The sequence below is a fragment of the Streptomyces beijiangensis genome (genome assembly GCF_017315755.1).
Lineage (GTDB): Bacteria > Actinomycetota > Actinomycetes > Streptomycetales > Streptomycetaceae > Streptomyces > Streptomyces beijiangensis.
Genome location: NZ_JAFLRJ010000285.1, coordinates 1 through 7,580, shown reverse-complemented (window position 1 = coordinate 7,580; position 7,580 = coordinate 1). Strand labels below are relative to the sequence as shown.

Here is a 7,580-nt window from a genome sequence, read left to right as displayed (position 1 = left end):
GCCGAACCTGGGCCAGGACGGACTCGGCGGGAAGAACCTCGCCAACGAGCCCGTCCTGCGGCAGAAGTTCAGCGATGTGGGCGACGCGCGGATGGGCGGCGGGGTGAAGGTCGCCCAGCTCGACGGGGCGGTGTCGGGGGTGAAGGGCGAGGTGTACGTGTGGCTGCCGCCGCAGTACGGCAATCCCGCCTACAAACACCACAAGTTCCCCGTCGTGGAGCTGCTCGGCGGGTTCCCCGGCTCCGCCAGGGCGTGGTTCAGCGCCCTCCATGTGAACTCGCAGCTCGCGCCGCGGATGAAGCGCGGGGAGATCGCGCCGTTCATCCTGGTGGAGCCGCGGACCAATCTGCTGGACGGGCAGGACACCGGGTGTGCCAATGTGCCAGGTGTCGTCAACGCCGAGAGCTGGCTCAGTGTGGACGTACGGAAGGCCGTGACGGACAACTTCCGGGCCGCGCCGGGCGCCAAGGGGTGGTCGGTGGCCGGGTATTCGGCCGGCGCGCACTGCGCGGTGAAGCTGGCGCTGGCGCACCCCGACCGGTACCACGCGGCCGTGGGCCTTTCCGGCTACAACGACCCGGCCGCCGAGCGCGTCTCCATCACCGCCAAGGACCCGCATCTGCGCCGGGTGAACAACCCTCTGTGGATCATGAAGCACGCCAAGACCCCGCCGCGCGTCGCCCTGTTCCTCTCGGGCGGCAGGCACGACGGGTATCTGGACGGTCTCGCACTGCAGCGGGCGGCCAAGTCGCCCACCAGCGTGCAGACGGTCGCGGTCATCGGGCCGCACACCGGCGCGCTGTGGAAGCGCCAGGTGATCGGCGTCTTCCAGTGGCTGACCTCGGAGTCGGCGCCCTACCCGGGGCGGACCGCACCCGCGAAGGGCATCTGATCGATCGGGGCGAGCCGGACGGGTGCGCCCGGGTGCGGGGCGTGGATCATCTGGCCGCCGCCGACGTACAGGCCCACGTGGCTGATGCCCGAGTAGAAGAAGATCAGGTCGCCGGGGGCCAGTTCGGACTGGCTGACGCGCTGCCCGGCGTTGATCTGGGAGTACGTGGTGCGGGGGAGCGAGACGCCCGCCGAGCGGTACGCCGCCTGCGTCAGCCCCGAGCAGTCGAAGGCGTCGGGGCCCGTCGCACCCCAGACGTAGGGGCTGCCGAGGGCCGCGTACGCGAAGGAAACCGCCTGCGCCGCCCGGGAGTTGGGGGCCACTGCCGATGAGCGGGTCACGGAGCGGCTGGCGGCCTCGGCGGGGGCTGCGGCGCCGCTCTCGTACTCGGTGCGCTCGGGGGCGCTGAGGCGGTCGAGGAGCGACTGCGCGTCGCGGATCTTGGCCTGGACGTCCGACTTGTGCTTCTTCAGGTCCGCCTGCTGGGTGCGGAGGTCGGCCAGCCGGCTGTCGGCCGTGGTGCGCAGCTGGTCGATCCGGCCCATCTGCTGCTGGATGTCCACGAGGTCGGCGGACTGGCGCGCGCCCACCTGGTCGACCAGCGAGGCCCGGTCCAGGAACTGGGCGGGGTCCGAGGAGAGCAGCACCTGCACGGTCGGGTCGATGCCCCCGGTGCGGTACTGGGCCGCCGCGCTCTGCCCGATCTGCTGCCGGGCGGCGTTCAGGATCCCTGTCTTGCGGGCGGCCTCGTCCTGCAGCGAGGAGAGGGCCTTCTCGGTGCTCCGGGTCTTCTGCTTGGCGCCGTTGTACGCCTCGGTGGCGACCTCCGCCTCCTGGTAGAGCTTGTCGACCTTGGCCTTGACCTGCGCGGGGCTGAGATTGGGCTCCGCGTGTCCCAAGCCCTCGAAGGCGGTCGCGGATGCGGCGGTGGCGATCGCGAGGGTGGCCGCGGTGCGGGCGGCGGGGCCGGTGAGCGGGCGTTGCCTGGGCTTTCGGTGAGCGGCCACGGGGGCGGGTCACGTCCTTCCGTATGACGTCCGTTACGTCCGTTACGTGCGTCCGGCGGCGGCCCGCACAGGGGGAGCGGGCCGCCGCCGGTTCTTTCGGCGGTGGTGACCGACAGTCGTCCGGTCCTTCGGACGGGACGGCGGTGGGGAGCCGGTCACCTGGTGAAGGACGTTAAACCTGATGGTTGCGCGAAAGTGATGGATTGACTGGAACTGGTCCATATTGGCCATGGAGTGAGCGCCGGTGACTGGTGGGGTGAGGGTAGAGCTCTGAATTCCGGAGCTCTGTGACCGAAGGCGGGGAAGTACGCCACCTGGGTGAATGACGGTGCTAACGGGTGGCTAGGGTCGGGCCCATGGACGTACTGATCAATGTCTTCGTGGCCCTGCACATCATCGGCATCGCCTCGCTGCTCGGCGGCTTCCTGACTCAGCTGAAGGCGATGGGCGCGGGCACGGCGCGCTTTGTGCCCGCGATGCTGCACGGTGCGCTGACGATGCTGGTCACGGGGGTCGCGCTGGTCGGCCTCAACCAGGCCGACGACCACACCCTCAACAACATCAAGATCGGCGTCAAGCTGGCGATCCTGATCGTCGTCCTCGGCCTGGTGTACGTGAAGCGGGACGAGGAGAAGGTCGAGAAGGGCTTGTTCGGTGCGGTCGGCGGCCTGACCGTGGCCAACATCTTCATCGCGGTGCTGTGGACGTGAGTGCGTCCTTGAGTGTGGACGCGAGTGCGTCCCTGAGTGCGGCCCCGAGCTAAGCGGGCCGCACCGAACCGTAGATCGGCATGTAGTAGATCGACTCCTCGCGGACGTTCGCGCCCGTGTGCGGGGCGTGGATCATCTTGCCGCCGCCGATGTAGATCCCCACGTGGCTGATGTCGTCGTAGAAGAAGACCAGGTCACCGGGTTGCAGATCGGCCGTCGCGACCCGCGTGCCGACCTTCACCTGATCCCACGTGGTGCGCGGGAGGTCGATGCCGGCCGCCTTCCAGGCGGCCTGGGTCAGGCCCGAGCAGTCGTAGGAGCTGGGCCCTGTCGCCCCCCAGACGTACGGCTTCCCCATCTGGGCGCGGGCGAAGGCGAGGACCTTGGCGGCCTTGGCGGAGTACGAGCCCGACGAACCCGTGGTGGGCGTGGAGGAGCCGGAGCCCGGCTTCTTCGCGGCGGCGGCCTTCGCCGCCTTCTCCGCGGCCGCCTGCTTGGCCGCGAGTTCGGCGGCCTTCTTCGCCGCCGCCTTCTGCCGCGCCTTCTCCAGCGCCGCCAGCCGCGCCTTCTCCTCCGCCGTCAGCTTCGACAGCAGCTCACGCGTCTCGCCGAGCTTCGACTGCACCTGCTCCTTGGTGGCCTTCAGCTCGGCCTGGGACGAGGCGAGCGTCTCCAGCTGCGCCGTCGCCTCGCCGCGCTGCTTCGCCGCCGCCTTCTGCTGAGTGGTGTAGTCGTCGACCGCGTGGGTCTGCTGCGCCGACACCTGCTTCATCATCTGGTTCTGGTCGAAGTACGACTGCGGGTCGTCGGCCAGCAGCATGGTCGCGGTGGAGGCGAGGGGGCCGCCCCGGTACTGGGCGGCCGCGTACTGCCCGAGCTCGCGCCGCGACTCGTTCAGCTGCTCGGTGCGCTTGGCGACGGCGTCCAGGAGTTTGTCGACCTTCTTGCGCTGGAGTGCGGTCGACTCCTTGGCGCGGTCGTACTTCTGGGTCTCGGTGCCTGCCTGCCGGTAGAGGTCGTCGACCTTCTTCTGTACGTCCTCGATGCTCGGCTTCGGCTGCACGGGCGCGGCCTGCGCGCTCTGCGTGAGCAGCGAGACGGAGGCGAGGGCAGCGGTGGTGAGCGAGACGGCGGGTACGGCGGCGCGTATGCGGGTACGCGGCTTTCGATGGTCTGCCAAGGCAGGGGTGTTCCTTCCGTGGACCGCCTACCGGGTTAGCTGTCGGGTTCGGGCTGTCGGAAGGCCGCCCTACGGTCCTTTGGGGGTACGGACCGATTCACCCCAGTGGTGCTTGGTGGGTCCCCGGCTCCAACTGTCGTACGTCATAAGACAGAGCGGACTCGGCGTGGCAGCACGCTTCGGCGCGGTTCGCCGAGGGGGGTACGGGCCGCCTGACGGAGCACGGTAGCCAACTCCTGTGGCGGGTGGGAAGTCTGATGTTCGATATGCCCTATACGTTTTCGTGACCTTGACGTTTCCGGAGGTACACATCCCGGAGGAGCGTGTCCCACTTGGCGCCGGATGTCCGGAATTGCGGAGTCCGCCCCCATCCTCCACCCAGGTCGCGCACCGGAGCGGGAAGCGGACGAGCGTGCGGGTGCCGTTCCCTGCGAGGGTAAAATTCAGCCCCTCCGGCGCTTGAGGAGCGGGGGTCCGGGGGCGGAGCCCCCGAAAGGGCGCAGGCCCGCCCAGGCCCCGCCTCCCCATGCGGCCCCGGACTGTCACTGGTCCGGCCTAGACTCGGTAGACGATGAGCAGCCTCTTTGACGACAGCTTCCTGGCGAACCTCCAGCCCACCGAGGACACGCCCCCGCCCCCCGAGGAGCACGCCCCGGAGGAGGTCCCGACAGACCTCTTCGGCGGCACCTTCGACGGCCCGCCGAGGGACGCGTACTACCGTGACGGTGCGCCCCGGCCCGCCGTGGACCCCGCCGCGCTCCTGGACGGCCTGAACACCGAGCAGCGCGCAGCGGTCGTGCACTCGGGCTCCCCGCTGCTCATCGTGGCCGGCGCCGGCTCCGGCAAGACCCGGGTACTGACTCACCGCATCGGCCACCTCCTCGGCTCCCGCGGTGTCCACCCCGGCCAGATCCTCGCGATCACCTTCACCAACAAGGCCGCCGGTGAGATGAAGGACCGCGTCGAGAGCCTGGTCGGCCCGCGCGCCCACGCCATGTGGGTCCTGACCTTCCACAGCGCCTGCGTCCGCATCCTGCGCCGCGAGTCGAAGAAGCTCGGCTTCACGTCGTCCTTCTCGATCTACGACGCCGCCGACTCCAAGCGGCTCATGGCCCTGGTCTGCCGTGACCTGGACCTGGACCCCAAGAAGTTCCCGCCCAAGGCTTTCAGTGCCAAGATCTCGAACCTCAAGAACGAGCTCATCGACGAGGAGACCTTCGCCGGCACGGCGGCGGACGGCTTCGAGAAGACGCTCGCCGAGGCGTACGCGCTGTACCAGGGCCGCCTCCGCGAGGCGAACGCGCTGGACTTCGACGACATCATCATGACGACGGTGCACCTGCTCCAGGCGTTCCCGGACGTGGCCGAGCACTACCGGCTCCGCTTCCGGCACGTCCTGGTCGACGAGTACCAGGACACCAACCACGCCCAGTACACGCTGATCAAGGAGCTGGTGGGGACAGGACCTGCCCCGGCCGAGCTGTGCGTCGTCGGTGACGCGGACCAGTCGATCTACGCCTTCCGGGGTGCGACGATCCGCAACATCCTCCAGTTCGAGGAGGACTACCCGAACGCGACCACGATCCTCCTGGAGCAGAACTACCGCTCCACGCAGACGATCCTCTCCGCCGCCAACGCCGTCATCGAGCGCAACGAGAGCCGCCGCCCCAAGAACCTGTGGACCGACGCGGGTGAGGGCGCGAAGATCGTCGGCTATGTCGCGGACACCGAGCACGACGAGGCGCAGTACATCGCCGAGGAGATCGACCGGCTCACGGACGCGGGCGACGCGAAGGCGGGAGACGTCGCGGTCTTCTACCGTACGAACGCCCAGTCCCGTGTCTTCGAGGAGATCTTCATCCGGGTCGGGCTCCCGTACAAGGTCGTCGGCGGGGTGCGCTTCTACGAGCGCAAGGAGGTCAGGGACGTCCTGGCCTACCTCCGGGTCCTCGCCAACCCCGAGGACACCGTCTCGATGCGCCGCATCCTGAACGTGCCCAAGCGCGGGATCGGCGACCGCGCCGAGGCGATGATCGACGCGCTCGGGCTGCGGGAGAAGATCAGCTTCCCGCAGGCGCTGCGCCGGGTCGACGAGGCGTACGGCATGGCGGCGCGCTCCTCGAACGCCGTCAAGCGCTTCAACGTGCTGATGGAGGAGCTGCGGACGATCGTCGAGTCGGGGGCAGGACCGGCCGTCGTGCTGGAAGCGGTTCTTGAACGGACCGGTTATCTCGCGGAGTTGCAGGCGTCCACCGACCCGCAGGACGAGACGCGTATCGAGAACCTCCAGGAACTCGCCGCCGTGGCGCTGGAGTTCGAGCAGGAGCGCTCGGCCGCGGGGGAGGAGGGCGCGGGCACGCTCGCGGAGTTCCTGGAGAAGGTCGCGCTCGTCGCCGACTCGGACCAGATCCCCGACGAGGACGAGGACGGTTCCGGCGTCATAACGCTGATGACGCTCCACACGGCCAAGGGCCTTGAGTTCCCTGTGGTGTTCCTGACCGGCATGGAGGACGGGGTCTTCCCGCACATGCGCGCGCTGGGGCAGGTCAAGGAGCTGGAAGAGGAGCGGCGTCTTGCGTACGTGGGGATCACGCGTGCGCGCGAGCGGCTGTATCTGACGCGCTCGACGATGCGCAGTGCGTGGGGCCAGCCCTCGTACAACCCGGCCTCGCGCTTCCTGGAGGAGATCCCGGTCCAGCATCTGGAGTGGAAGCGGACGGGTGCGATGGCCGCTCCTGCGGGGCCGACGTCGGGGATCGCCGCGTCGCTGTCCTCGTCGCGTTCACGCGGAGGCGGCGGCGCCACGGGCTTCGCCACGCGCCGTGCGAGCGACAAGCCGGTGATCACGCTGAACGTGGGGGACCGGGTCACGCACGACCAGTTCGGTCTGGGCACGGTCATGCAGGTGACCGGGTCGGGTGCGGACGCGCAGGTGACCGTGGACTTCGGGGACGAGCGCCCGAAGAAGCTGCTGCTGAGGTACGCGCCGGTCGAGAAGCTCTGAGGCTCTTCTAGGTCGGGTCGAGGCCGTGGCCGCGGAGCCACGGCAGCGGGTCGATCGCCGAGCCGCCGCCGGGTCGTACCTCGAAGTGGAGGTGCGGCCCGGTGGAGTTCCCGGAGCTCCCGGAGTACGCGATGACGTCGCCGGCCTTCACCGAACCGGAACGGAGCTTGGTGCTGGAGAGATGGCAGTACCAGGTCTCGGTACCGTCGGGGCTCGTCACTATGGCCATGTTGCCGTAGGCGGTGTTGTACTGCGTGCGGATCGTGCCGTCGGTCGCGGCCATCACGGGGGTGCCGTACGAGACGGGGAAGTCGATGCCGGTGTGGACGGACATCCAGTTGACGCCGGCCTGGCCGAAGTAGGCGCTGAGGCCCTTCTGCTTCACCGGCAGAAGGAACTTGGGGCGGGCCGCTTCCTTGGCCGCGGCCTCCTCCTCCGCCTTCTGCTTCGCGGCGGCCTGACGCTCCTTGAGGTCGAGTCGCTCCTGCGTGCGGCTGGCCCGGTCGGCGAAGTCGTCGGCCTCGTGGCTGAGGTTGGCGAGCTGTGTGTCGACCTTGGTGTTGGCGGCGACGGGCTTCACGGAGGAGGGGTCCGCCGCGGCCTGGGTCGTCGTGCTGTCGCTCTTGGAGTCCGAGCCGAGTCCGGTGACGGAGGCGGCGGCGATACCGGCGACGCCCATCACGCAGGCGGAGGGCACGGCGACGGTGAGAAGAGCGGACCGCTTGGCGGGCGTACGGCGCCGGCCGCGGCTGCCGCCGCCGGAGGAGCGGCGGCAGCCGCGGCCGGC

6 protein-coding genes and 1 riboswitch are annotated in these 7,580 nt (G+C 69.4%); of the genes, 3 read left to right on the top strand and 3 right to left on the bottom strand.

Going from position 1 to position 7,580, the window contains the following annotated elements; genetic code table 11:
- The coding region (locus J0695_RS27200) for an alpha/beta hydrolase (RefSeq protein WP_206966273.1) at window positions 1–892 on the top strand (892 nt) is incomplete at its 5' end.
- Here J0695_RS27200 and J0695_RS27195 read toward each other — a convergent pair.
- Window positions 856–1,899 (bottom strand): C40 family peptidase, encoded by a 1,044-nt coding sequence (locus J0695_RS27195; protein WP_206966271.1) that lies wholly within the window; start codon window positions 1,897–1,899, stop codon window positions 856–858. The genes J0695_RS27200 and J0695_RS27195 overlap by 37 nt on opposite strands.
- Before the next feature lie 356 nt (window positions 1,900–2,255).
- Between J0695_RS27195 and J0695_RS27190 the strand changes: the two genes are divergently transcribed.
- A complete protein-coding gene (locus J0695_RS27190) occupies window positions 2,256–2,609 on the top strand; it encodes a hypothetical protein (RefSeq protein ID WP_206966269.1) in 354 nt (117 codons plus the stop codon).
- 49 nt (window positions 2,610–2,658) lie between these two features.
- Here the strand turns inward: J0695_RS27190 and J0695_RS27185 are convergent, their stop codons facing one another.
- Window positions 2,659–3,789: a C40 family peptidase gene (locus J0695_RS27185; RefSeq protein WP_206966268.1), complete on the bottom strand. Its 1,131-nt coding sequence runs from the start codon at window positions 3,787–3,789 to the stop codon at window positions 2,659–2,661.
- Between the two features lie 8 nt (window positions 3,790–3,797).
- A riboswitch (cyclic di-AMP (ydaO/yuaA leader) is annotated at window positions 3,798–3,966 on the bottom strand.
- A 394-nt stretch (window positions 3,967–4,360) separates the two neighbouring features.
- Here J0695_RS27185 and pcrA point away from each other — a divergent pair.
- A complete protein-coding gene (gene pcrA, locus J0695_RS27180) occupies window positions 4,361–6,793 on the top strand; it encodes a DNA helicase PcrA (RefSeq protein WP_206966266.1) in 2,433 nt (810 codons plus the stop codon).
- A gap of 7 nt (window positions 6,794–6,800) precedes the next feature.
- On the opposite strand, the gene J0695_RS27175 is transcribed toward pcrA, so the two are convergent.
- Window positions 6,801–7,580: M23 family metallopeptidase (locus tag J0695_RS27175; protein ID WP_206966264.1), on the bottom strand; the 780-nt coding region annotated here is incomplete at its 5' end.